Source organism: Emcibacter sp., assembly GCF_048269205.1.
GTDB lineage: Bacteria > Pseudomonadota > Alphaproteobacteria > Sphingomonadales > Emcibacteraceae > Emcibacter.
The window spans coordinates 19,691-43,885 of sequence record NZ_JBLXJC010000001.1; the positions used below are offsets into that span (position 1 = coordinate 19,691).

Below are 24,195 nucleotides of genomic sequence, written 5' to 3' on the forward strand. Positions count from 1 at the left end.
ACGGTTTCCCGTGGACAGCCGGGACGCGCATGGCTATATGAGGGCCATGCGTGATCTGGAAAATATTCAAAGCAGCAGAATTTACGGACGCCGGCAGGGCAAGCCGCTCAAGCCGGCGAGCCAGGAGCGGCTCGACCGGCTTTTTCCCGGTCTGGAAGTTTGTCTTCCGGATGGGGAGGCGCGGCAGCTTCATCCTTCTGCGTTCTTCGGCGCTGAAGACAAGGCGCCAGGGGGGTATGCGCTGGAAATCGGCTTCGGCAAGGGTGAACATCTGGCCTGGCAGGCCGGTGCCCGGCCGGACCGGGGGTTTATCGGCTGTGAACCCTTCATCAACGGGGTCTCCAGCCTGGTTGACAAGATCGATGCTGACGGGCTTCGCAATGTCCGTATCCTTATGGATGATGCGCGGCTGCTGCTGGACCGGCTTGAAGAGGGGTGCCTGGACCAGGCTTATATTCTGTTTCCCGATCCCTGGCCGAAAAGCCGCCATCACAAGCGCCGTGTGGTGAGTGATGGTAACATCGGGGCCCTGGCCCGGGTTCTGAAGGATGGGGCGCGTCTCCATATTGCCACGGATCATCGGGGATACTGCCGCTGGATTCTGTCACGCATGCTGGCCAGCCCGGACTTTATCTGGTTGGCAGATGGGCCGGATGACTGGCATGTGCGTGGTGACGACTGGCCACCAACCCGTTATGAAACCAAGGCTCTGGCGCAGGGGCGCAGAAGCACTTATCTGCGTTTCGAGCGTCGCCACAGGCAAGCCTGAAAGGGCCCGGATTTGTCCCGGGCGGGCGCCGGAAAAAGCTCTTGAAGTTCCGGTATTTTCAGCTATATATATAGCATCCGAATCACTTGAGATTATTTTGAGGTGCGGGCAAGTGGATCACTGCCTGCATTTTTGTTTTCGGGAATTGTTCGTCTGACGGGGCGGCTGTCGGCCTCAAGGCCCCTGCCCTGGCAGGGGACTGAAAGACTATAAAAGAATAAACGAGGAAAATGAACCGCTTTGACGGACAGAATTACACGACTGGTTGAGCCGGTGGCGACGGCTCTGGGATACGAGCTGGTTCGGGTGACCATGATGGGAGGCCCTTACGGCAAATCTGTTCTGCAGATCATGGCAGAACGTCCGGACGGCACCATGCGTGTCGAGGACTGTGAAAAGCTCAGCCGGGAACTTTCCGTGATTCTGGATGTGGAAGACCCCATCTCCGGCGAATATACGCTGGAGGTCAGTTCACCCGGGCTGGATCGGCCGCTGACGCGGAAAAAGGATTTTGCCACCTGGGCTGGTTATCTCGCCAAGTTCGAACTGTCCGAGGCGGTGGACGGACGACGCAGGTTCAAAGGTATGCTTCTCGGCATGGACGATGATACTATTCGGGTGGACATCGACGGCGAGACGCTGGAATTTGATTTTGGAAATGTGCACAAGGCGAAACTTGTGCTGACGGATGAATTGCTTGAAAAGGATCGGTCCTGACGATCGGCCAGACAAGTGAATTGAAGACAAGACGATGAAGGAAATGGCCCGAAAGGGCAAATCGGAGTTCAAGGAATGACAACGGCTGTAAGTGCAAACCGGCTTGAATTGTTGCAGATCGCTGATGCTGTGGCACGGGAAAAGAATATCGATCGGGATATCGTGCTCGAGGCGATGGAAGAGGCGATTCAAAAAGCTGCCCGGTCCAGATACGGTGCCGAAAACGAAATCAAAGCCTATATCGATAAGAAAACCGGTGACATTAAACTGTACCGGGTGATGCAGGTGGTGGAAGATGTGGAAAACCACTCTACCGAGATCAGTGTGGAAAATGCCCGCGCCTCAAAACCTGACGCAGAGGTGGGGGATGTCCTGGCTGACGAACTGCCGCCGATGGATTTCGGTCGTGTGGCGGCGCAGACGGCCAAACAGGTTATCGTACAGAAAGTGCGCGATGCGGAACGCGCCCGTCAGTATGAGGAATATAAGGATCGTGTCGGGGAAATTATCAGCGGTGTGGTCAAGCGCGTGGAATACGGCAATGCGATCGTGGATGTGGGGCATGCAGAAGCCATAATCCGTCGCGACCAGTTGATCCCCCGTGAACATATCCGCACCGGCGAACGGGTTCGGGCCTATATTGCTGATGTACGTCGCGAGCCGCGTGGACCGCAGATCTTCCTGTCCCGTACTCATCCGGAATTCATGGCCAGACTGTTTGCCCAGGAAGTGCCGGAAATCTATGACGGTGTGATCGAGGTAAAAGCGGTCAGTCGCGATCCGGGCAGCCGGGCCAAGATTGCTGTCAACAGCAATGATCCGTCAATTGACCCGGTCGGGGCCTGTGTGGGCATGCGCGGCAGCCGTGTACAGGCTGTGGTTAACGAACTGCAGGGTGAAAAAATCGACATCATCCAGTGGTCTCCGGATATCGGCACCTTCATCATTTCCGCCCTGGCGCCGGCAGAGGTTTCCAAGGTAGTGCTGGATGAGGAAAAAGAACGTATCGATGTGGTTGTGCCTGAAGACCAGCTGAGCCTTGCCATCGGCCGCCGTGGCCAGAATGTGCGTCTGGCGTCCCAGCTGGTAGACTGGCAGGTGGACATTATGACCGAGGCTGATGAATCCGAGCGCCGCCAGGCTGAATACAAGCAGCGGGCCGACCTGTTCGTTGAGTCGCTGGATGTGGACGAAACCCTGGCCCTGCTTCTGGTGTCCGAAGGGTTCCGCAATCTGGACGAGGTGGCCTATGTGGCGCCTGACGAATTTGCCGGTATCGAGGGATTTGATGCCGAGCTGGTGGAGGAACTGCAGAACCGTGCCCGCGAAGCCCTGGCTGCCGCCGCTGAAAAGGCGGAGGGCGAGCGTGTGGATCTGGGCGTGACCGATGAGCTTGCCGCAATTGAGGGGCTGACCCCGCCAATGCTGGTCACTCTCGGCAAGGCTGGAATCAAAACCCTCGACGATCTTGGCGACCTGGCTGCCGATGAGCTGATAAGCGGCGATGACGGTATTCTTCGCGAATACGGCCTCGGCGAGGAGCGGGCCAATGAAATTATCATGGCCGCTCGGGCTCACTGGTTCGAGGACGAAGAAGGCGAGGACGCCGGGGAAGCTGTTGCGGAAGGCGAAGAGGTTGCCAGCGAATAGGCGGCCGGAGGCTGGATAGGAACTTTGGCTAAAGCGGTCCGTGAAAGAAAATGCCTGGTGACGGGTGAGGTGTTGCCGTCCGCAAGGATGATACGGTTTGTCCTTGGGCCTGAAAACATAATCGTTCCCGATCTGGCGGCAAGGCTGCCCGGTCGGGGGTGTTGGCTGAAGGCGGACCACAAGGTGCTGGACAAGGCCATCGACAAAAGGCTTTTTGTTCGATTTGGCCAGAAAGCCCTGGATCAACCGGGAACCGTTACGGTTCCGGAAGAATTGTCCGGCCAGGTGGCGGATCTGATGCGCAGGAGGTGTCTGGAGCATCTGGCGCTGTGCAACAGGGCGGGACAGCTGGTCGGCGGATTTGAAAAGGTGCGCAGCCGGCTTGAAAGCGGCAAGAGCCATGTGGTGGTGATGGCCTCCGATGTGGCGGACAACGGGCGCAGTAAAATGTGCCGGGGCATTGAAAATATTCGGGTAATTGATATTTTTACCCGCGAAGAACTAAGCCGGGCCACAGGCCTGGAAAATGCGGTGCACCTGGCGCTTATGCCGGGTGGAATGTCGGAAGGGTTTCTAAGAGAGACGGATCGATATCTGTCCTGGCTTGGAAATCCGGAAGATCAGTGATTTAAGGCGAAAAAGAATGAGTGACGATAAAGGTAACAAAAAAACACTGTCGACCTCGGGGCGGAAAACTCTCCAGTTGAAACCTTCAACTGCGGCTCCCGCGCGCGGTACAGGTAGCGTCGTTGTTCAGCGCAAGAAAAAGCTGGTCCTCAAACCTGGCGAGAAAGCTCCTGCTCCCGCAGAAAAAACAACTGCAGCTCCTGCAGCCAGGAAGACTAGCAAGAAAAACGAGGCCCCGGCTGCGGATCAGCAGGCTGCTGTTGCCGACCTGACCCTGACAGATAGCGAGCGGGAAGCCCGTCTGAAAGCCCTTGATCTGGCTAAGAAGGCAAGCGAACAGAAAGCCAAGGATGAGGCAGAAGCGGCCAAGAAACGGGCTGTGCTAGAGGCCGCCCGGGCGAAGGACGAAGAAGAAGCGAAGAAAGCCGAAGCGGCCAAGCCTGCGGAAAAACCGAAAAAGGCGGCGGAGGCCGACGATAAGGAAAAAGAGGAAAAGCGTCAGGCCGAGCTTGAGCTGAAACGCAAGAAGGAAGAAGAAGCCCGTAAAAAGGCTGAGGAGGAAGAGAAAAAAGCTGCTGCCAAACCGGCGGCCAAGCCGGTTGCGGCTCCGGTGGTAAAAGAGGAAGATCCCAAGGCTCCTCACAAGCCGAGCCGGGGCAGAGGCGACCAGCCGCGCCGCCGAAGCGGAAAGCTTACCGTCCATCAGGCGCTTGGCGGTGATGAAGCCCGTCAGCGTTCTCTGGCGTCTCTGAAGCGGGCCCAGGCCAAGCAGAAACGTACCATGGGCGGTTCGGCCAAGCCGGCCCAGAAAGTTTACCGCGAAGTGGTCGTGCCCGATTTTATTACGGTCCAGGAACTGGCCAACAGGATGACGGAAAAAGGGTCGGATATCATCAAGGCCCTCATGAAAATGGGGGTCATGGCCACCATCAACCAGACCATCGACCAGGATACGGCGGAATTGATTGTCGAGGAATTCGGCCATACCATCAGGCGCGTCAGTGAATCTGATGTGGAGCTTGAACTGACGGGGCCTGACGACAGGGAGGATGATCTGCAATCACGCGCGCCTGTGGTGACAGTCATGGGCCATGTGGACCATGGTAAAACCTCTATTCTTGATGCCCTGCGCAAGACCGATGTGGCGGCCGGGGAAGCCGGCGGCATTACCCAGCATATTGGCGCCTACCAGGTGCGTATGCCGGCTGGCGAACGCATTACTTTCCTGGATACCCCGGGCCATGCGGCCTTTTCGGCCATGCGGTCCCGCGGCGCCCAGGTGACCGATATTGTTATTCTTGTGGTGGCGGCAGATGACAGCATCATGCCCCAGACCATCGAGGCGATCAGCCATGCCAAGGCGGCGGAAGTGCCGATTATCGTGGCGATCAACAAATGTGACAAACCCGAGGCCAACCCGAACAAGGTGCGTCAGGATCTGCTGCAGCACGAGGTGTTTGTAGAGGAAATGGGCGGCGATGTGCTGGATGTGGAAGTATCCGCCAAGAAGGGCACCAATCTGGACAAGCTGGAGGAAGCCATCCTGCTTCAGGCTGAGCTTCTTGACCTGAAAGCCAATCCGAACCGGGCGGCGGAAGGTATCGTCGTTGAGGCGAAGCTGGACAAAGGCCGCGGTCCCGTGGCAACGGTTCTGGTCAATCGTGGCACATTGAAAGTTGGCGATATCTTCGTGGCCGGATCAGAATGGGGGCGGGTGCGCGCCCTGATTAATGACCGTGGCCAGCAGATCAAGGAAGCCGGACCGTCCGTGCCAGTGGAAATCCTTGGCCTGAGCGGCACGCCGGAAGCCGGTGATGAAATGGTCGTGGTGGAAAATGAAGCCCGGGCCCGTGATGTGACCGAGTTCCGCAGCCGTCAGAAAAAAGATAAACTTTCCAGCGTGCCGAAAGCAAGCCTGGAAGCCATGTTCAGTAAGCTCGCCGAGAAGGAAGTGGCATCTGTGCCGGTTCTGATCAAGGCGGATGTGCAGGGATCACTGGAAGCCATTGTCGGCGCCCTTGATAACCTGTCAACGGAGGAAGTGACGGCTCGTATTCTGCATTCGGCAGTGGGTGGTATTTCCGAGACCGATGTGCAGCTGGCGGCCGCTTCCGAGGCCCCGATCCTTGCCTTTAACGTCCGTGCCAGCCGCAAGGCGGCCGATCTGGCCCAGCAGGAAGGCGTGGAAATCCGTTACTATTCCGTAATTTATGATCTTGTGGATGATATGAAAGCGGTGATGTCCGGTATGCTGGCGCCTGAACTCAGGGAAACCATCATCGGTACTGCTGAGGTGCTGGAAGTCTTTGCGGCCGGCAAGACCGGCAAGGCTGCCGGGTGTCTGGTTATCGACGGTATTATGAAACGGGGTGCCAAGGCACGCCTGTTGCGGGATGACATCGTTGTCTATGAAGGGGACCTGGGTTCCCTGCGTCGCTTCAAGGACGATGTCAAGGAAGTCAAGGCCGGTACGGAATGCGGTATGAACTTCGAAAATTACAATGACCTCAAGAAAGGCGACGTCATTGAATGTTTCGAAGTTGAGGAAATCAACCGCGAACTCTGATAACGATATTCTGCCCAAGCAGAAAGCCCCCCGGTGATTTGTTTGTCGCGGGGGGCGTTTGACATTGAGGTTTTTAACATGTCCAAATCATCACAGTTCCATGATGACAGGAATCCGGGGCACCGCCTGCTCAGGGTAGGCGAGAATATCCGTCATGCCCTGTCGGAAATCCTGTCCCGGGAAGACCTGCAGGATTCAGCCCTTGAAGGCATATCCATCACGGTGACCGAGGTGCGGTGCAGCCCGGATCTCAGGAATGCAACGGTCTATGTCATGCCCCTCGGCGGGGTACACGAGCAAGATGTGGTGGACGGTCTTAACCGGTGCAGCAAGTTCCTGCGCGGTCAGCTGTCCCGCCATGTGCGCATGAAATATCTTCCCCGGCTTAAGTTCCAGGCCGATAGTAGTTTTGGCGAAGCGGATCATATCGAGAAGCTTTTGCACAGTCCGCGGGTGGCCCGGGACCTGGGCCCCCGGGACGAGGAAGCGGAAGACGACTAGTGGCCAGAAAGCGCAAGGGTCGCAAGATTGACGGCTGGCTTGTGATTGACAAGCCCCTGGGCCTGACGTCCACGCAGGTGGTTGGAAAGGTGCGCTGGCTGACCAAGGCGGCCAAAATCGGCCACGGTGGAACCCTTGATCCGCTGGCATCAGGCATTCTGCCCATCGCCATGGGGGAGGCCACAAAAACCATCCCCTTTATTATGGACGCGCGCAAAGCCTATCGATTTACGATCACCTGGGGCGAGCAGCGCAACACCGACGATGCCGAGGGTGAGGTGACGGCCGTGTCCGAGGTCCGGCCGACAGAAGAAGAGATCCTTAAAATCCTGCCGCAATTCACCGGTAGAATCCTCCAGCGTCCGCCCGCATTTTCGGCCATCAAGGTTGACGGCAAGCGCGCTTATGACCTGGCCCGGGCCGGGGAAGAAGTGGAACTGAAAGAGCGCAAGGTGGATATTTTCGGTCTTGAGCTGATTGAAGCTCAAAAGGGGGAAGCGACCTTCGAAACGGAGTGTGGAAAAGGCACCTATATTCGCTCTCTGGCCCGGGATATGGCCCATGCGCTCGGCACCTGTGGTTATGTTTCCATGCTCAGGCGAACGAAAGTCGGCTGCTTCGGGGAAAGTGAGTCGATTTCGCTGGATAATCTGGAGAAATTGGTTCATAGTGCGCCGCTTGAGGACCGGATTCTCGCCGTTGAGACCGTGCTGGACGACATCTTGGCACTGGCCGTAACGGCAGAAGAGGCAAAGCGCCTGCAACAGGGGCAGAAACTCCCGGTTCCCAACCGTCCCGAAGGACTGGTCCGGATTACTTGCGACGGCAGGTTTATTGCCCTTGCGGAGATTTCGGAAGGTATCCTGAAACCGGTACGGGTTTTTAATTTTTGACTTAAGGAGTATACGATGTCGATTACTGCAGAAAAGAAACAGGAACTGATCAAGGAATACGCCACCATTGACGGCGATACCGGTTCCCCCGAAGTTCAGGTCGCCATTCTCACTGAACGGATTGTCAACCTGACCGATCACTTCAAAACACATGCCAAGGATAATCACTCACGTCGCGGTCTGCTGATGCTTGTGAACAAGCGTCGCCGTCTGCTTGATTATCTGAAGAAAAAAGATGAGGCGCGCTATCAGTCACTGATCAAGCGTCTGGGTCTTCGTAAGTAAGACTCGAAAGAATAAAAGTGCAGCCATAGGGGTTGCACTGGATGTTCAGGGCGTGCCGGCAGATAGGCTGCCGGTCATTGCCTGAATGTCGCGAAAAGGTTTGGATATGTTTAATATACATCGCAAAGAAATAAACTGGGGGGGACGTCCCCTCGTCATTGAAACAGGACATTTTGCCCGTCAGGCTGACGGTGCCGTTATGGTGTCCTACGGAGAATCCACCGTTCTGACCACTGCGGTCGGGGCGAAAAAAGCAAACCCGGCGATTGATTTCTTCCCCCTGACTGTGAACTATCAGGAAAGAACATACGCTGCGGGTAAAATTCCCGGCGGCTTCTTCAAGCGTGAAGGCCGTCCGAGTGAAGCGGAAACGCTGATTTGCCGTCTTATCGACCGGCCGATCCGTCCCCTGTTTGTGGACGGCTACAAGAATGAAACACAGATTGTGGCCACTGTTATGGGCTATGACCTGGAAAACCAGACAGACGTTCCGGCCATAATCGGTGCCAGCGCGGCGCTGACCCTGTCCGGCCTGCCCTTCATGGGTCCCATCGGCGCGGCCCGTGTCGGTTATATTGACGGCGAATACGTCCTGAACCCGACCGTTGACCAGGTGGAAGAATCAGAGCTGGACCTGGTGGTTGCCGGAACCCATGATGCGGTTCTGATGGTGGAATCACAGGCCAATGAGCTGAGCGAAGAAATTATGCTCGGTGCGGTTATGTTCGGCCATGAACAGATGCAGCCCGTTATCAAGGCCATTATCGAGATGGCGGAAGTCGCGGCCCGCGAACCCATGGAACTGCCGGAACGGGAAGATCATTCTGGCCTGATCGCCAAAATTGCTGACATGGCGGAAGCCGACCTGCGCGCGGCCTACGCTGAAACGATCAAGCAGACCCGGACCAGCAAAATTGCCGAAATCAAGGACCGCGTTAAAGCGGAACTGGTTGAAGAAGGTAATGATGTCCAGGCGCTGCTGGTGGGGGGCCTCCTCAAGGATCTTGAAAAGAAGATTGTTCGTGGCGACATCCTGAAAACCAAAAAACGTATCGACGGTCGCGACCTGGATACGGTGCGCCCGATTGCTTCAGAGGTAAATGTTCTGCCGCGTACACATGGTTCCGCCCTGTTCACCCGCGGTGAAACACAGGCTCTTTGTGTGGCCACTCTTGGCACCGGAGATGATGAGCAGTTCATCGACGCCCTGCAGGGCACCTACAAAGAAACTTTCATGCTGCATTATAACTTCCCCCCCTATTCCGTGGGTGAAGTAGGCCGCATGGGTGGTGTCGGCCGTCGTGAAGTCGGCCACGGGAAACTGGCCTGGCGGGCGCTGAAAGCGGTTCTGCCGGAACGTGAAGCTTTCCCTTATACCATTCGCCTGGTTTCTGAAATTACAGAATCCAACGGGTCTTCCTCCATGGCGACAGTCTGTGGCGCCTCCCTGGCCATGATGGATGCCGGCGTGCCTTTGACCCGTCCGGTTTCGGGTATTGCCATGGGTCTGATCCTGGAAGGCGACGAGTTTGCCGTTCTGTCCGATATTCTGGGTGATGAGGATCATCTTGGCGACATGGACTTCAAGGTGGCTGGTACTTCCGAAGGGATCACTTCCCTGCAGATGGACATCAAGATCGCCGGGATTACCCGGGAGATCATGGAAGTTGCCCTTAACCAGGCCAGAGGCGGGCGGTCTCATATCCTTGAGGAAATGAACCAGGCCCTGTCCGGTGCCCGGACCGAGATGAGCGAGCATGCGCCGCGCATCGAGACAATCCAGATCAACAAGGAAAAAATCCGCGAAGTCATTGGCACGGGTGGCAAGGTGATCCGCGAGATCTGTGAAGTGACCGGCGCCAAAGTGGACATCGAGGACGATGGCACCATCAAGGTTGCTTCTTCCGATGCCAAGGCCATCGAGGCGGCCCTGAAGTGGATTGAAGGCATTGTCGCCGAGCCGGAAGTCGGCAAGATCTATGAAGGCAAGGTTGTAAAAACCGTGGACTTCGGTGCGTTTGTAAACTTCCTTGGCAGCCGTGACGGTCTGGTCCATATCAGTGAAATGGCCAAGGAACGTGTCGGCCAGGTTACCGATGTTGTGAATGAGGGCGACATGGTCAAAGTCAAGGTGCTTGGCATCGATGACCGGGGCAAGGTCCGCCTGAGCATGAAAGTTGTTGACCAGGAAACCGGTGACGACCTTTCCGCTGCCGATAAGGAATAACCGTTTATAACGGTCAAAAAAATGTCAGAAAGCGCCAGATTACTTGCAACCAGGGGAGTTTCTCTCCATATAATAAGCAAGGCTGGCGCTTTTTCCGGTTTTAAAACGAGGTAGAATGGGTAATGTAATGAAGTCACTTGAACCGCTGATGATATCGGGCAAACGTGTTCTCCCGCTTGTGGAGGGAGGCAAGGGCATCTCCGCTACAAACGGGGTTAGTTCCGGTGCCTGGGCGGCAGCTGGCGGCGTTGGTACAATTTCCTGCGTGAATGCCGACAGTTTTGACGAGAACGGCAATATCATTCCTCAGATTTACCACGGCAGAACCCGCCAGGAACGTCATGAAGAGCTGATCAGATATGGTATTGATGGCGGGATTTCCCAGATCCAGCGGGCCCATGAAGTGGCTGGCGGCGAAGGTCGCCTGCATATCAACGTGCTTTGGGAAATGGGCGGCGCCGAGGCGATTTTGCAGGGGGTTCTGGAAAAAACCAAAGATCTCGTGCACGGCATTACCTGCGGGGCGGGTATGCCCTACCGACTTAGCGAAATTGCCGCCAAATACGGCGTCTATTATCATCCAATTATTTCTTCTGCACGGGCGTTCGGCATTCTCTGGAAACGGGCCTATAAAAAATATGCCGACTGGCTTGGCGGCGTGGTCTACGAGGATCCCTGGCTGGCGGGCGGGCATAACGGCCTCTCCAATGCGGAAGACCCCCGTAAACCCCAGGACCCTTATCCCCGTGTGGTGGCGCTCCGGAAGCTGATGAACAGCTTCGGCCTCAACCATGTGCCGATAATTATGGCCGGTGGTGTATGGTATCTCAGGGACTGGGAAAAATGGTTTGATAACCCGGAAATCGGTCCCATTGCCTTTCAGTACGGTACCCGGCCCCTTCTGACCAAGGAGAGTCCGATACCTGAGAAATGGAAAGCGGCGCTGCTGACACTGAAGGAAAACGACATCCTGCTGCACAGGTTCAGCCCCACGGGCTTCTATTCCTCGGCTGTGAAGAATGATTTTCTGAATGAACTGTCCGAACGGGAAAGACGACAGCTTCCGGCCGGTAGCAAGGCCAATCCGGACCAAGGATTTACGGCAGAGCTGCAGGTTGGCAAAAAGAAGCATTTTGTCCGTCCAGACGATCTGGGCAAGGCGCAGGACTGGATATCCCAGGGGTTTAACGAAGCACTGAGGACCCCGGATGATACCATTCTTTTCGTGACGGCTGAAAAAGCCGCCGAGATTCGCCAGGACCAGCGGGACTGTATGGGTTGTCTCAGCCAGTGCAAATTTTCCAACTGGTCTCAGATGGAGTCGCAGAATTATTCCACCGGCAAAAAGGCCGATCCCCGCAGTTTCTGTATCCAGAAAACACTGATGGATATCGCGCATGGCGGACCGGTTGAAAAGAATCTGATGTTTGCGGGTCACTCGGCCTATAATTTCGCCACCGACCCGTTCTACAGCAACGGTTTCGTTCCGACGGTAAAGCAGCTTGTCGACCGGATTATGACCGGCGATTAAAAAAGCTTTTGCTACGGAGCTAAAATTTCCAATATTTACCAATTTCTGGTAATTTGGGATGTATAAAGGTCGAAACAAGTGACCTCAGGGTAAAAGTAGCATCAGGAGAAGTAAAGGTGTCCAAGGTAAACAGGGAAAGACCATATGCTCGCGCGTTGACCAAACTGCGTGATGCCGGACTTCGTCCCACCCGCCAGCGGCTGACGCTGGCGAAACTGCTGTTTGACGGCCTCGACCGTCATGTAACGGCGGAAATCCTTCATGAGGAAGCAAGCGCCCGGAACAACAGTGTTTCTCTTGCTACGGTCTATAACACGCTTCACCAGTTCACGGATGTGGGCCTGCTGCGTGAAGTGGTTGTCGATTCCGGACGAACCTATTTCGACACCAACACCACTGACCATTATCATTTCTTTCACGAAGAAGACGGAAGGCTGGAAGATGTGCCGCTGGGTGATGTGGAAATCGCCAGTCTGCCAGCGGCCCCCGAAGGCAAGGCCTATTCAAGGGTGGCTGTGGTCATTCATGTGAAGGATGCGGACTGACCGGCTCAGTCCAGTTCCTCTCCCTCCAGCGTTCCCCATATACTTTTCCTGTGGGCCCATCCCCTGAATCCCTGGATGTCGAGCCGGCACCAGTCTTTACGGCATTCGAGAAGCTCGCCGATCACCCCTCCTTCGGCGACCACTGAGACATCGGAATCCCGGTTCGCTTTTTCATAAAGCGCCAGATTCTGGTCCAGGACAAGGGCCGTTCTGCGGCTTGAGACAAGGGCACCCCACACCCAGCCAGTCGCGCCTTCGGAATCGACGAACTTGCGCCATTCCCCATATTCCGCGATTACTTTTACCGGCAGGCCCTTTTTCTTGAAGACCCATTTGATGGGATATTGGCGGTCCGGGCCGGTGCGCACATTGACCGTATCCTTGGCCAGCGAGACAAAGCGGGGCACCGGATAACCGGACTTGCCCAGGGCGACCTGTTCGTTTGCACCGGCAGGGGTGACAAGAATACACATGAGCACCGACAGCAGCCGGACCATGTAGTGATTTTTCTTCCTGGTCATCTTTGCTTCATTCTCCCTTTCCCTGATTTATGTCTGCGGGAAGGTCGTTCGTCAAGAGACAAGAATGTTTACTCGCCGGTAGATTTCTCTTGTCTAGACATTTGAAACTCGGCTAAACATCTGTTAGAGATTGAGTATAGAGGTTTTGAGTCACACCCCTCTCCCGTATATACACAAAATGAGAATAACGGAGCCACCGAATGTCTTCCAGAAAGCCATTGGTTATAGTTACGCGAAAATTGCCGGATCCTATCGAGACGCGGATGATGGAGCTTTTTGATGTAAAGCTCAATCTGGAGGATCGGCCGTTTTCCACAGCGGAAATGATCGAGGCCATCAAGGAAGCGGACGTTCTGGTGCCGACGGTGACGGACCGGATTGATGCCCGTATTCTGGCCCAGGCGGGCCCCGGACTGAAGCTGATCGCAAACTATGGTGCGGGTGTGGACCATATTGATCTGGCCAGCGCCCGCCAGCGCGGCATCACCGTAACCAATACACCGGGGGTTCTGACCGAAGATACCGCGGACATGACCATGGCCTTGTTGCTGGCCGTACCGAGACGCCTGATCGAGGGGGTCGAACTGCTGCAGTCAGGCGACTGGAAGGGCTGGGCCCCGACAGGCATGCTGGGTACCCGTATCTGGGGCAAGCGCCTGGGAATTATCGGCATGGGCCGGATCGGCCAGGCAGTGGCCCGGCGGGCGAAAGCCTTCGGCCTTTCCATCCATTACCATAACCGTCACCGCATAGGCAGTGACCTGGAGGAAGAGCTGGAAGCTACCTACTGGGAAAGCCTGGATCAGATGCTGGCCCGTATGGATATTATTTCTGTCAACTGTCCGCATACGCCGGCCACATTCCATCTGCTGTCTGCCCGCAGGCTCAAGCTTTTACAGAAACACGCCTATATTATCAACACCTCCCGCGGCGAGGTGATTGACGAAAACGCCCTGATCCGCATGCTGAAGGCGGAACAGCTGGGCGGTGCCGGTCTCGATGTGTTCGAGAATGAACCGGCTGTCAATCCCAAACTTCTGGCTCTGCCCAATGTTGTGGCCCTGCCTCATATGGGCTCCGCCACCCGGGAAGGCCGCAATGACATGGGTGAAAAAGTCCTGATCAACATCAAGACCTTTGCCGACGGCCACAATCCGCCGGACCGGGTTTTGGAAGACTGGACCTGAGGCCTATCCGAAGGACAGCGGCTGGAGATCCGGCTCTACCCATTCATATCTTGCCTTCACGGAAAACAGCAGCTCTTCGCTGTAATAGCGGAGCGGAAACTTCTTGTCCCCAAAGGAACTCAGGATCAGGCTGTTGCAGCCCCGGGTGAAATCTTCTCCGTCCGGCAATTGTTTTATGAAATGGTCGATGGCCTTCAGATAAAACAGGGTGATGGTTTCATGATAGCCGTCCGTGTCCGAGTTAGGAGTACCCACTGAGGTGTTATGTCGGCGAATGATGCCGGGCATCTCTTCAAGACATTTCCCAAGGCCGTGCCTGTGCAGCATGCAGTAGCCGGCCGCCAGATGACCCTCGTGGGTCCATTCCTCTTTGGGCAATTGTTCCGCGCAAAGCCGGTCTGTCAGGGATTCGATTTCTTCGCGGCTGGAAAAAACCTGTCTGGCTGTCATGATCTGTTCCCCCTGCTTGCAGTCATGATGTGTGACAATATGGGCATCCGGGGTCCTTGGGAAGGCGTATTTTCCTCAGTCCCGCCCCCAGAGCGTCATAGATCAGCAGCTTGCCGGCTAGGCTTTCCCCCAGTCCGAGAAGTTCCTTCAATATCTCTGTGGCCATCAGGCTGCCGACAACACCGGCCACGGCACCGAGAATGCCGTCTTCGGCGCAATTGCCGATATTGCCGGGGTATTCCGGCACCAGACAACGATAGCAGGGCTTGTCCGCGAGATATCCCTTGAAAGTGGCGAGCTGGCCGTCGAACTGGCTGAGCGCGCCGGAGACCAGCGGTTTTTTCTGCCGGATGCATTCCTCATTGACCAGAAAGCGGGTCGTAAAATTGTCGGTGCCGTCCACGACCAGGTCATAGTCGGCGATAATCCTGTCGGCATTTTCGGCATTGAGCCGCAGGGGGTGCTGGATGATCTGCACATCCGGATTGAGCCGGGCCACAAGCTCGGCCACACTTGCGGTTTTGGGGCTGTCCAGTTTGTCGGTCATGTGAATGATCTGACGCTGCAGGTTGCTCAGGTCCACCACATCGTTATCGACAATGCCGATGGTGCCGACACCGGCGGCGGCCAGATAGAGGATCAGCGGACTGCCGAGCCCGCCGGCGCCAATGACAAGCACCCGGGAGGCGAGAAGCTTCTGCTGTCCTGCACCGCCCACTTCCTTGAGGATGATATGGCGGGCATAACGCTCGAGCTGATCGTCGGTCAGGGTCATGTGGCTGGCGCATCCCCGGGCCAGTCAGCATCCCCGGGCCAGTCCGCATCATCGTCATCGTCTTCCCCGGAAATATCCTCTTCAGGAGGGGCGATGACATAGATGGCATTCTCGATGGCCAGAAGATCGGCAGGGCTCGTCACTTCCTCGCCATTGCAATAAACGCAAAATTCCTCAAGACCGACGGCCCGGGCTTCGGCCAGCAGCCGGTCAATGGTAACCTCGCCCAGCGGCAGGGTGCTTTCATTGCCGCCAACCCGCAGGATCGCCACCGGATCTCCGGCTTCGCTCATTCTAGACTCCCTCGAACAGGGCGGTTGTCAGGTACCTTTCCGCGAAAGACGGAATAATGACAACAATCTGTTTGCCTTTCATGTTTTCCCGCTCCGCAAGCTCAAGGGCGGCGGCAATGGCCGCACCCGAAGAGATGCCCACGGGAATACCTTCTTCCCGGGCACAGCGGCGGGCGAATTCGAAAGCAGTTTCGTTGCCGATGGTCAGGACCTCGTCAATATATTCGGTGGCCAGGATCGGGGGAACGAAACCGGCGCCAATTCCCTGGATCTTGTGCGGGCCGGCCTGTCCGCCTGACAGGATCGGGCTGTCCTCCGGTTCCACGGCGATCATTTTGAGATCTTCCTTGCGCGGCTTCAGGGTGCGGGCGATGCCGGTCAGGGTACCGCCGGTGCCGACCCCGCTGATAATCGCATCCACTTTGCCGTTGGTGTCGTTCCAGATTTCCTCGGCAGTGGTGATGCCGTGAATAGCCGGGTTGGCCGGGTTGGCGAACTGCTGCGGCATGAGGGCATTTTCATCTTTCTCAACCAGTTCCGTCGCCCGGTCGATGGCACCTTTCATGCCTTTTTCCGCCGGGGTCAGTTCCAGGGTCGCCCCCAGCAGGGACAGCATCTTGCGGCGCTCGATGGACATGCTTTCGGGCATCACAAGAGTCAGGTGATAGCCCTTGGCGGCACAAACAAAAGCCAGTGCAATCCCCGTATTGCCGGAGGTCGGCTCAATGATTTTGGTGTTTTCATTGATCTTGCCCTGCTTTTCCAGCTCGGCAATCATGGCGGCGCCGATACGGTCCTTGACCGAGGCCAGCGGGTTGAAGAATTCTAGTTTGAGAAGGATTTCCACACCGGTGCCGGCATTCATGCGATTCATGCGCACCAGCGGCGTATCGCCCAGTGTTTCGATAATATTGTCGTAAATTCTGCCCCGGCCTTTGGTGCCTGTTTCTGTGACGGTCATGATTATGCCTCCTGATGAAAGTCCATATTCTGATGTGGCGGTCAGTCTCTAGATGGTGAAAACAAATTCCCTGGCGGAGTCGGATTCGACTCCCTCAATTGTGGCGCGCTCACAAAGATCCTGCAATGTGATATTGTCCAGCTTTTCCATAATTTCCCGGTTCAACTCGTCCAGCAACGGATTGATGACCTTGATGCCCAGATCCGACTGGGAAACGAATTCTGTCCTGACACTCTTGCTGTCCAGTTCATTAATAACCCGGACGATTTCTCCCACGTTGATGCGCCGTCGCTCACGGGCCAGAAAATAGCCGCCCTTGGGCCCGCGCACGCCTTTGAGGACACCGGCCCGGACGAGCTGCTGCATGACCTGTTCCAGGTATCGCTGTGGAATGCCCTGCCGTTTGGTAATGTCCCGGCTCTGGACCGGATTTACCCGGCCGTTATAGGCAATATCCACAACGGCCTCTAGGGCATAGATCATTTTTTTGGTCAGTCGGAACATCGGGCTCTCCCTGTCTCAGGTGCTGGTGCCGGTGGAACCGAAGCCACCGCTGCCGCGTGCCGTTTCGTCCAGGCTGTCCCGCTTGTCCCAGCCGATCTGGGTCACCGGGGCAATAACCATCTGGGCAATGCGCATCCCGCGGGTAATGACAAAATTCTCCTGACCGTGGTTAATCAGGATGACTTTTACCTCGCCGCGATAGTCCGCATCGATGGTGCCGGGGGAATTGAGCACGGTCACGCCGTTTTTCCAGGCCAGACCGGAACGGGGGCGAACCTGGGCTTCGAAGTCGCCGGGCAGCGCCATGGCAAAGCCGGTCGGGATCATCTTGCGTTCGCCGGGCTTGAGGGTGACTTCCTCGCCATTGCCGACGGCGGCCATCAGGTCCATGCCGGCGCTGTGCGATGTTTCATATTCCGGCAGTTTCAATCCCTGCCCGTGTTCCAGAATCTGTATGCCTACTGTCGTCATTTACTTGTCGTTCCCTTGCGCCTGTTTTTTGAAATGTTTTTCGATTTCCGTCGCCAGCTGTGCGGCGATCTGTTCCTTGTCTGCTTCCGGCCAGGATTTTTCATCCTCTCCTGTTATCAGGAGCACCGCATTTTTGTCACCGCCCATCACGCTTGCGCCGTCGGTAAAGGAGACGTCATTGGCGACAATCCAGTCGCATCCCTTGCGTTCCCTTTTGGCCCGGGCGTGATCGGCCAGCTTTTCCGTTTCGGCCGCGAAACCAATAACCAGTGGCGGCCGGTTCTTCTCTCTCTGCGAAAGCGATTTGAGGATATCCGGATTTTCCACCAGATGCAGGTCCGGCAGACCGTCTTTCTGCTTTTTGAGTTTCTGTTCGGCGCAGCCCTCCGTGCGCCAGTCGGCCACAGCCGCCACGCAGACGGCCACATCCGCCGGCAGGGCGCTTTCCACGGCGGTCTGCATGTCCCGGGCGCTTTCCACGTCAACGCGGTCCACACCATCGGGGCAGTCAAGGGCCGTCGGTCCGGAGACCAGCGTCACCCGGGCGCCCAGGTCGGCCAGGGCAGAGGCAATGGCATATCCCTGCCTGCCGCTGGAGCGGTTGGCGATATAGCGGACCGGGTCGATGGCTTCCCGGGTCGGCCCCGCGGTGACGACAACATGCTTTCCGGTGAGCGCGCTCTGGGCCCGGCGGCTGTCAAAAAAATCTTCGATGGCCCGGACCATGTCCGGCACTTCCGCCAGGCGGCCGGCACCAACTTCACCGCAGGCCAGATCGCCGGCGCCAGGGGCGATCACGCCGATCCCGTCCTGCTGCAGTTGTGCAAGATTGCGCCGGGTGGCCGGATGTTCCCACATTTTCGTATTCATGCTGGGCGCAATCAGGACAGGTTTGTCGGTGGCCAGCAGAGCCGTGGTGGCCAGGTCGTCGGCAATACCGGCGGTCATTTTCGCCATCAGGTCGGCAGTGGCCGGCGCCACCAGAACAAGATCGGTTTCCCGCGAAAGCCTGATGTGACCCATTTCCGCTTCATCGGTGAGCGAGAAAATATCCTGATAGACCTTTTCTTCCGCCAGGGCGCTGACTGACAGGGGGGTGACAAACTGGGCCCCGCCTTTGGTCAGGACAGGCCGGATCCTGACGCCGCGCTCGCGCAGCCGCCGGATCAGGTCCAGCACCTTGTAGGCGGCAATGCCGCCGCCAATAATCAGTAAAAGCCGCTTGTTATTGAGAATATCGGACATGAACTTACTATAGTTTTTCCAGGAATCAGGCGTCAGCACCGGACATTATTTCTACACCGGCAATAATGTAGGTCCGGAATGGTGGGAAATCAATATTTTACCGCTAAAAATATGTTAATTAGTTGTGATGTACAGAAGAATTGTGAGTGCGCTGGCGGCAAGACCCCCGAGCAGCCCCAGAAAGAAAGGTCTGCGCCAGCCCGAGTCCCGCCGATGATCCGCCAGATCCTGCATTTTCCGCGCGGTCACTGCGATCTGTTCCAGATCCTCTATCAGCTTCGGGAATTTCCGGGCCGTTTCCAGGGCCGTCTCGATCAGGTCACGGAATTGCGCCTGCGGGCCAAGGTTCTCTCTCATCCAGCTTTCAATAATCGGACGGGAGACTTCCCACATGTTGATATCGGGATTGAGATCAAGGGCCACCCCTTCCACGGTCACCATGGTCTTCTGCAGCAGCAGGAGCTGTGGCTGGGTATGCATGTTGAAGGTTTCAGTGGTTTCGAACAGTTGGGCCAGAAGCCTGCCCACTGAAATTTCATTGACCGGCTTGCCGATCACGGGATCGCCGATGGCCCGGAGCGCCTGTTTGAATTTGTCCAGGGACTGGTCGGCAGGCACATATCCGATATCGAAATGGGCCCGGGCAATGCGGTCATAGTCCCGGGTGATAAAGCCATAGAGAATTTCCGCCAGCGCCCGCCGGGTCTTGCGGTCAATGCGCCCCATGATTCCGAAGTCAATGGCGGTGATTTTGCCATCCTGTCTCGCGAACAGGTTGCCCTGGTGCAGGTCCGCATGGAAAAAGCCGTCGTCCAGGGCCTGGGACAGGAAGGTCTGGACCAGATTGAGGGCAAGTTGCTTGCGGTCGATTCCGGATTTTTCGAGGTCATTCCTGTGGGAAAAGGGGATGCCGTCGACCCATTCGGTGGTCAACACCCGCCGGCCGGTGCGATCCCAGTCCACCTTCGGCACATCATAGTCCGGGAACCGTTCCATATTTTCGCCGAGCTGGGACGAGGCGGCGGCCTCGTAGCGGAAATCCATTTCCACAGAGATTGTCTCGGATATGGTTTCGATCACTTTTGTCGGGCGCAGCCGACGTGACTTGCGGGAATAGCGTTCCACCAGCCGGGCCAGCCAGTCAAAGCTTTCCAGGTCGCGGGCGAAAGCCTGTTCGATTCCCGGGCGCAGGACTTTTACGGCCACATGGCGCCCGTCTGTGGTGACCGCCCGATGGACCTGGGCGATGGAGGCGGCGGCAACCGGTTCCTCATCGAAACTGGAAAAAAAGGCCGAAATTTCCCCGCCAAGTTCCTCGGCAACAATTTTCCGGGCTTCATCACCTGGAAAAGGATCTACCCTGTCCTGCAGGCGCATCAGGTCCAGCGCCACTTCGGCGCCGATAATGTCCGGCCGTGTAGCCAGCGCCTGGCCGAACTTGATGAAGGTGGGGCCAAGATTCTGCAGGGCCATGACCAGACGTGTATTGGGCGCTTCATCCGCAGATGGCTGGCGGACTTTTTTCATGCTTTTCAGTTGCGCCAGCGCTTTGGATTGTTCGCCGAAAAGGCTGAGCAAGTCGGTCAGCGCATCATGCTGCGCCAGAGTGAATCCCACACGGATCAGGCGGCCGGTATGGCGGAGGCTGCGAAACATTTCAGATACGCCATCCTGAATGGAGGGCGACAACACCGCCCGACATATTGCGATAGCTGGCCTGCCGGAATCCGGCCTCTTCGATCATGTTCCTGAATTTTTCCTGATCCGGGAAACGGCGGATGCTTTCCACCAGATACTGGTAGCTGTCATGGTCGCCGGTGATCCACTGACCGATCCTGGGGATCATCTCGAAACTGTAGACATCATAGAGTTTTTCCAGCAGCGGCAGATCAACCCGGCTGAATTCCAGACAGAGGAAATGCCCGCCCGGTTTAAGCACCCGGAAGGCCTCGGCAAGCGCCTTGTCGATATTGGTCACATTGCGGATGCCGAAGGCAATGGTATAGGCATCCATGCAGCTGTCCGGCAGGGGCAGGGCCTCCGCATTGCCGCAGACCCAGTCGATATGATCAAGGATACCCCGGTCAATGGCCCGGTCACGTCCCACAGTCAGCATATTGTCGTTGATGTCGCAAACGGTGACTTCCGCCGGATTATCCTTGTTGCGTTCAATCTTGCGGGCCGCTTCCAGAAAACGGAAGGCGATGTCGCCTGTCCCGCCGGCCACATCGATCAGTTTCATGCCCGGCTGCGGCCTTAAGACACGGATCATCTCGTCTTTCCACAGGCGATGCAGGCCGGCACTCATGACATCGTTCATCAGGTCATATTTGCGGGCCACATTGTCAAAAACGTTGCGTACCAATCCCTGTTTGCTATCCCGCTCGACGGTGCGGAAACCGAAATGGGTGGTTTCGTTCTGGTCTTTTGGCATCTCTTCTGTATTCTTCTGGCTCATGTTGCGGAACATAGCCTACAAGCGGGGACTGTTCCAGTCTATTGTGTTGTTCCAGTTTAAAGAATCGGGAGAGCAGATGCCTGAATTGCCGGAAGTGGAAACCGTGTGCCGGGGAATCGCCCCGGTTCTGGAAGGCCGGACGCTTGTTCATGTGGAACAGAGGCGGGCCGATCTCAGGTTCCCCTTTCCCGAACGCTTTGTTGCGCGTCTCGAGGGGCAAAAGGTGGAACGGATCAGCCGCCGCGCCAAATATATCCTGGCCGGGCTGTCTTCCGGCGAGATCCTGATCATTCATCTGGGCATGTCCGGGCGTATGACCCTGGCACCGGCGGCTGACGAAGCGGTATCGGAAGCCGGCAAACATGACCATGTGATTTTCGAGACCGACCGGCATGACCGGGTGATCTTCAACGATCCCCGCCGTTTCGGTCTGATGGATATCTGTCCCGGGGACGAGCTCGCCACTCACCGGCTGTTTGCCGGCATGGGGCCGGAGCCTCTCGGCAATGAATTCAATGATCTGTATCTTTCGGAGAAATTCCGGGGCAAAAAGACGCCCGTCAAAAATGCTCTGCTGGACCAGCGCATTGTTGCGGGCCTTGGCAATATCTACGTCTGCGAAGCGCTCTATTATGCCGGCATCTCACCCCGGCGAAAGGCCGCCTCAGTGACCGGGAAACGGGCTGCGAGGCTGGTGCCGGTGATCCGTGACGTGTTGCAGCGGGCGATTGCCGCAGGCGGCTCGACCTTGAAGGATTATGCCCGGGTGGATGGCGAACTGGGTTATTTCCAGCATGATTTTGCGGTTTATGGCCGCGAAGGGGAGCCCTGCCGGAAAGAGGGCTGCGGTCATGATGTCGAACGTATTGTGCAGGGCGGCCGTTCCACATTCTATTGTCCCGGCTGTCAGGGTTAGCTATGCTGTGGCCTCTGCGAGATAAAACAGGAAACCGGGAGTCTTTATTCATGGCCATGACCAGACGGCTGTTTTTTACAACGGCTTTTATGCTGGCCCTTTGCCTGGTCGGCCTTGCCGGACAACCGGCCCTGGCGCAGGATGAAAAGCTTATGGCCGATATCGATCTGCCGCTTTTTCCCGGCACCATGGAAGTGGAGGACGAACGGGTGGTATTCGACAGCCCCGAGGGCCGGATCATCAAATCCCTGGCGACAGGCGAGGTCAGCGCCCGCGAGGCCTGGGACTATTACCGGGTGGTGGTGCCCTCCCTGGGGTGGACTGTTTCCGAAAAGCCCGTCCCCGACGAACCCTGCGATCAGGCGGCCCAATATTGTCTCGTGGCGGCCCGTGACGGGGAAACCCTGGTTATTACAATTTCATTTGATCGCCAGACGGTAATTCGTTATTCAGTTACTCCAGAGTAACAAACTCCCGGGACCTCATGGCGGGAGTATCTGTCCCGCCCTACAAATAAGGAGAAGAAGCATGTCCTATGAAATGATTCTGGTGGACCGGAAGGAACCGGTCGGTGTCATCACATTGAATCGGCCCGAGGCCCTGAACGCCCTGAACAGCCAGTTGATGAATGAAATGACAGAAGCCTTGCGCGGCTTTGAGGCCGATGACGAAATTCGGGCCATCGTGATCACCGGCAGCGAAAAGGCCTTTGCCGCCGGTGCGGATATCAAGGAAATGCAGTCCAAGGGCTATATGGATGTCTTCAAGGAGGATTTTATCACCGCCAACTGGGAGGAAGCGACCCGGTGTCGCAAGCCGATCATAGCGGCGGTGGCCGGTTATGCGCTTGGCGGCGGCTGTGAGCTCGCCATGATGTGTGACTTTATCCTGGCGGCCGACAATGCCAAATTCGGGCAGCCGGAAATCAAGCTCGGTGTGATTCCCGGTGCCGGAGGCACCCAGCGCCTGACCCGCTTTATCGGCAAGTCCAAGGCCATGGACATGATTCTTACCGGCCGCATGATGGATGCCGAAGAAGCCGAGCGTTCCGGCCTGGTCAGTCGCATAGTATCTGCCGATCAGCTGGTGGAAGAGGCTCTGGCAACCGCGAACAAGATTGCCGAACTGTCCCTGCCGTCCGTGATGATCGCCAAGGAATGTGTCAACAAGGCCTATGAGACCACGCTGGCCGAAGGCGTGATGTATGAACGGCGTATTTTCCATTCCCTGTTTGCCACCGAGGATCAGAAGGAAGGCATGTCCGCCTTTGCGGAGAAGCGCACGCCGGAATTCAAACACAGGTAATCATGAAATCCGGGTATATTTCCGGCGAAATCCAATGTCAGAAAAGGCGGTTTGGCCGCCTTTTTTATGGCGGACGTGGTTTTTTGCCGGGAATCGGGCTAAAATAGTTCCGGAAGGGTGAAAAGCTTGTTGACCTGACCCACGGGCATGTTTATAAGCCACGACTTGAAAATTAATCAAAAAGTTTTGAGGCTGGCGATTCTCCGGTTTCCCCGATACAGGGTTTGTACGGGATAACATGATGCAGAATGCCGCCTCCAAGGAAAGATAAGGTTTACCTGATGGCAAATACTTTACAGGCCAAAAAACGAGTTCGTCGTAACGCAAGAAAAACTGAAGTCAACAAAGCACGGCGCAGCCGGATCCGCACTTTCGTCAAGAAAGTGGAACTGGCTCTTGATGCCGGTAATGCTGATGAAGCTCGCAGTGCTTTCCTCAAAGCACAGCCGGAGCTGATGCGCGGTGTAACCAAAGGTGTTATGCACAAGAAGACAGCTTCCCGGAAAGTTTCCCGGCTGGCAAAACGTTTGAAAGCCATTTCTGCCTGAGGCATCCGAGTCGCGGATTGCCCGGCTGAAAAAGGTTCCGGAAACGGTTTGAAAAAGCCGCACCCTAGGGGGTGCGGCTTTTTTTATGATCGGTCGCAATCGAAGGTCGGCAACCTGGTCCGACAATCCCGACCTTTGATGACCTGATTTCCGGCAGGCTACTACATCTTGTGGATGACTCCCAAGTCAAGCCATATAGGGAGAATTTATTTTCATTTGGGAGCATCGAATCAGTTGACCGCTGCAGCCC

General features: G+C 56.5%; 26 protein-coding genes. 16 read left to right on the forward strand and 10 right to left on the reverse strand.

The genetic code is table 11. From position 1 onward, the window contains the following. Positions 1-10: 10 nt before the first annotated feature. From trmB to irrA, 11 genes are all read left to right on the forward strand, one after another. Positions 11-769, forward strand: coding sequence for a tRNA (guanine(46)-N(7))-methyltransferase TrmB (gene trmB / locus ACN0YD_RS00100; RefSeq protein ID WP_417316598.1), 759 nt, complete (start codon positions 11-13; stop codon positions 767-769). 240 nt (positions 770-1,009) lie between these two features. Further along, on the forward strand, positions 1,010-1,486 hold the full coding sequence (rimP, locus tag ACN0YD_RS00105; RefSeq protein ID WP_417316599.1) for a ribosome maturation factor RimP: 477 nt from the start codon (positions 1,010-1,012) through the stop codon (positions 1,484-1,486). A 75-nt stretch (positions 1,487-1,561) separates the two neighbouring features. Further along, positions 1,562-3,136 (forward strand): transcription termination factor NusA, encoded by a 1,575-nt coding sequence (gene nusA / locus ACN0YD_RS00110; RefSeq protein ID WP_417316600.1) that lies wholly within the window; start codon positions 1,562-1,564, stop codon positions 3,134-3,136. Positions 3,137-3,160: 24 nt separating this feature from the next. Then, a complete protein-coding gene (locus ACN0YD_RS00115; protein ID WP_417316601.1) occupies positions 3,161-3,763 on the forward strand; it encodes an RNA-binding protein in 603 nt (200 codons plus the stop codon). Between the two features lie 16 nt (positions 3,764-3,779). Further along, positions 3,780-6,329: a translation initiation factor IF-2 gene (gene infB, locus ACN0YD_RS00120; RefSeq protein WP_417316602.1), complete on the forward strand. Its 2,550-nt coding sequence runs from the start codon at positions 3,780-3,782 to the stop codon at positions 6,327-6,329. 78 nt (positions 6,330-6,407) lie between these two features. After that, the gene (gene rbfA / locus ACN0YD_RS00125) at positions 6,408-6,830 is read left to right on the forward strand and encodes a 30S ribosome-binding factor RbfA (RefSeq protein WP_417316603.1); all 423 of its coding nucleotides are present in this window, start codon (positions 6,408-6,410) and stop codon (positions 6,828-6,830) included. Then, entirely contained in the window at positions 6,830-7,723 is an 894-nt protein-coding gene (truB, locus tag ACN0YD_RS00130) for a tRNA pseudouridine(55) synthase TruB (protein ID WP_417316604.1), read from the forward strand. Before rbfA ends, truB begins: the two co-directional genes overlap by 1 nt. 15 nt (positions 7,724-7,738) lie before the next feature. Continuing rightward, entirely contained in the window at positions 7,739-8,008 is a 270-nt protein-coding gene (gene rpsO / locus ACN0YD_RS00135) for a 30S ribosomal protein S15 (RefSeq protein ID WP_417316605.1), read from the forward strand. Positions 8,009-8,114: 106 nt separating this feature from the next. Further along, on the forward strand, positions 8,115-10,235 hold the full coding sequence (pnp, locus tag ACN0YD_RS00140; protein ID WP_417316606.1) for a polyribonucleotide nucleotidyltransferase: 2,121 nt from the start codon (positions 8,115-8,117) through the stop codon (positions 10,233-10,235). Between the two features lie 127 nt (positions 10,236-10,362). Next, a complete protein-coding gene (locus tag ACN0YD_RS00145; RefSeq protein WP_417316607.1) occupies positions 10,363-11,766 on the forward strand; it encodes an NAD(P)H-dependent flavin oxidoreductase in 1,404 nt (467 codons plus the stop codon). A 116-nt stretch (positions 11,767-11,882) separates the two neighbouring features. After that, a complete protein-coding gene (gene irrA, locus ACN0YD_RS00150) occupies positions 11,883-12,311 on the forward strand; it encodes an iron response transcriptional regulator IrrA (protein ID WP_417316608.1) in 429 nt (142 codons plus the stop codon). A 5-nt stretch (positions 12,312-12,316) separates the two neighbouring features. Here the strand turns inward: irrA and ACN0YD_RS00155 are convergent, their stop codons facing one another. Next, positions 12,317-12,832, reverse strand: a complete 516-nt coding sequence (locus ACN0YD_RS00155) for an SH3 domain-containing protein (protein ID WP_417316609.1) — start codon at positions 12,830-12,832, stop codon at positions 12,317-12,319. A gap of 200 nt (positions 12,833-13,032) precedes the next feature. On the opposite strand from ACN0YD_RS00155, the gene ACN0YD_RS00160 reads away from it, so the two are divergent. Continuing rightward, positions 13,033-14,019, forward strand: coding sequence for a 2-hydroxyacid dehydrogenase (locus tag ACN0YD_RS00160; RefSeq protein ID WP_417316610.1), 987 nt, complete (start codon positions 13,033-13,035; stop codon positions 14,017-14,019). Positions 14,020-14,022: 3 nt separating this feature from the next. Here ACN0YD_RS00160 and ACN0YD_RS00165 read toward each other — a convergent pair whose 3' ends face one another. The 9 genes from ACN0YD_RS00165 to ubiE all read right to left on the reverse strand — a co-directional run bounded on the left by ACN0YD_RS00165 (position 14,023) and on the right by ubiE (position 21,176). Beyond that, positions 14,023-14,469 (reverse strand): hypothetical protein, encoded by a 447-nt coding sequence (locus ACN0YD_RS00165; protein ID WP_417316611.1) that lies wholly within the window; start codon positions 14,467-14,469, stop codon positions 14,023-14,025. 22 nt (positions 14,470-14,491) lie between these two features. Next, positions 14,492-15,244 (reverse strand): HesA/MoeB/ThiF family protein, encoded by a 753-nt coding sequence (locus ACN0YD_RS00170; RefSeq protein WP_417316612.1) that lies wholly within the window; start codon positions 15,242-15,244, stop codon positions 14,492-14,494. Further along, positions 15,241-15,537: a hypothetical protein gene (locus ACN0YD_RS00175; protein ID WP_417316613.1), complete on the reverse strand. Its 297-nt coding sequence runs from the start codon at positions 15,535-15,537 to the stop codon at positions 15,241-15,243. Before ACN0YD_RS00175 ends, ACN0YD_RS00170 begins: the two co-directional genes overlap by 4 nt. 1 nt (position 15,538) lies before the next feature. Next, entirely contained in the window at positions 15,539-16,498 is a 960-nt protein-coding gene (gene cysK, locus ACN0YD_RS00180) for a cysteine synthase A (RefSeq protein WP_417316614.1), read from the reverse strand. 48 nt (positions 16,499-16,546) lie between these two features. Then, entirely contained in the window at positions 16,547-17,002 is a 456-nt protein-coding gene (locus ACN0YD_RS00185; RefSeq protein WP_417316615.1) for an RrF2 family transcriptional regulator, read from the reverse strand. A 15-nt stretch (positions 17,003-17,017) separates the two neighbouring features. Further along, positions 17,018-17,473: a dUTP diphosphatase gene (dut, locus tag ACN0YD_RS00190; RefSeq protein WP_417316616.1), complete on the reverse strand. Its 456-nt coding sequence runs from the start codon at positions 17,471-17,473 to the stop codon at positions 17,018-17,020. Continuing rightward, positions 17,474-18,718 carry a bifunctional phosphopantothenoylcysteine decarboxylase/phosphopantothenate--cysteine ligase CoaBC gene (gene coaBC / locus ACN0YD_RS00195; RefSeq protein ID WP_417316617.1) on the reverse strand — a complete coding sequence of 415 codons (1,245 nt, stop codon included), beginning with the start codon at positions 18,716-18,718 and terminating at the stop codon, positions 17,474-17,476. A gap of 114 nt (positions 18,719-18,832) precedes the next feature. Then, positions 18,833-20,374, reverse strand: coding sequence for a 2-polyprenylphenol 6-hydroxylase (ubiB, locus tag ACN0YD_RS00200; protein WP_417316618.1), 1,542 nt, complete (start codon positions 20,372-20,374; stop codon positions 18,833-18,835). A 1-nt stretch (position 20,375) separates the two neighbouring features. Then, entirely contained in the window at positions 20,376-21,176 is an 801-nt protein-coding gene (gene ubiE, locus ACN0YD_RS00205; RefSeq protein ID WP_417316619.1) for a bifunctional demethylmenaquinone methyltransferase/2-methoxy-6-polyprenyl-1,4-benzoquinol methylase UbiE, read from the reverse strand. Between the two features lie 76 nt (positions 21,177-21,252). On the opposite strand from ubiE, the gene mutM reads away from it, so the two are divergent. The 4 genes from mutM (at position 21,253) to rpsT (ending at position 23,945) form a co-directional block, all read left to right on the forward strand. Continuing rightward, a complete protein-coding gene (gene mutM / locus ACN0YD_RS00210) occupies positions 21,253-22,092 on the forward strand; it encodes a bifunctional DNA-formamidopyrimidine glycosylase/DNA-(apurinic or apyrimidinic site) lyase (protein ID WP_417316620.1) in 840 nt (279 codons plus the stop codon). Between the two features lie 50 nt (positions 22,093-22,142). Further along, the gene (locus ACN0YD_RS00215; protein WP_417316621.1) at positions 22,143-22,559 is read left to right on the forward strand and encodes a hypothetical protein; all 417 of its coding nucleotides are present in this window, start codon (positions 22,143-22,145) and stop codon (positions 22,557-22,559) included. Positions 22,560-22,620: 61 nt separating this feature from the next. Continuing rightward, positions 22,621-23,397 (forward strand): enoyl-CoA hydratase, encoded by a 777-nt coding sequence (locus ACN0YD_RS00220; RefSeq protein WP_417316622.1) that lies wholly within the window; start codon positions 22,621-22,623, stop codon positions 23,395-23,397. Positions 23,398-23,678: 281 nt separating this feature from the next. Then, positions 23,679-23,945 carry a 30S ribosomal protein S20 gene (gene rpsT / locus ACN0YD_RS00225; RefSeq protein ID WP_417316623.1) on the forward strand — a complete coding sequence of 89 codons (267 nt, stop codon included), beginning with the start codon at positions 23,679-23,681 and terminating at the stop codon, positions 23,943-23,945. Positions 23,946-24,195 lie beyond the last annotated feature (250 nt).